Origin of the sequence: Mesorhizobium sp. Cs1299R1N1 (genome assembly GCF_037179655.1) — a bacterium.
Classification (GTDB): domain Bacteria; phylum Pseudomonadota; class Alphaproteobacteria; order Rhizobiales; family Rhizobiaceae; genus Mesorhizobium; species Mesorhizobium salmacidum.
Genome location: NZ_JAPYKR010000118.1, coordinates 1 through 510, shown reverse-complemented (window position 1 = coordinate 510; position 510 = coordinate 1). Strand labels below are relative to the sequence as shown.

At 64.5% G+C, this 510-nt stretch carries 1 protein-coding gene; it reads left to right on the top strand.

Going from position 1 to position 510, the window contains the following annotated elements; genetic code table 11:
• On the top strand, positions 1-510 hold a 510-nt coding region (locus tag O7A70_RS33980; protein WP_337144230.1), incomplete at both ends, for a TCP-1/cpn60 chaperonin family protein.

The following is a 510-nucleotide window of genomic DNA, read 5'->3' as shown; positions in this document are numbered from 1 at the left end:
GATCGCCGCCGTCAAGGCGCCGGGCTTCGGTGATCGCCGCAAGGCCATGCTGGAAGACATCGCCATCCTCACCGGTGGCCAGGTCATCTCGGAAGACCTCGGCATCAAGCTCGAGAATGTCGGCCTCAACATGCTCGGCCGCGCCAAGAAGGTGTCGATCTCCAAGGAGAACACCACCATCGTCGACGGCGCCGGCAAGAAGGCCGAGATCCAGGGCCGCGTTGCCCAGATCAAGCAGCAGATCGAGGAGACCACCTCGGATTACGACAAGGAGAAGCTTCAGGAACGTCTGGCGAAGCTCGCCGGCGGCGTTGCGGTGATCCGCGTCGGCGGTGCGACGGAAGTCGAAGTCAAGGAAAAGAAGGACCGCGTCGATGACGCCCTCAACGCGACCCGCGCGGCCGTGGAAGAAGGCATCGTTGCCGGCGGTGGCGTTGCCCTGCTGCGCGCTTCGGCCAACATCAAGGTGACCGGCGTCAACGCCGACCAGGCCGCCGGCATCAACATCGT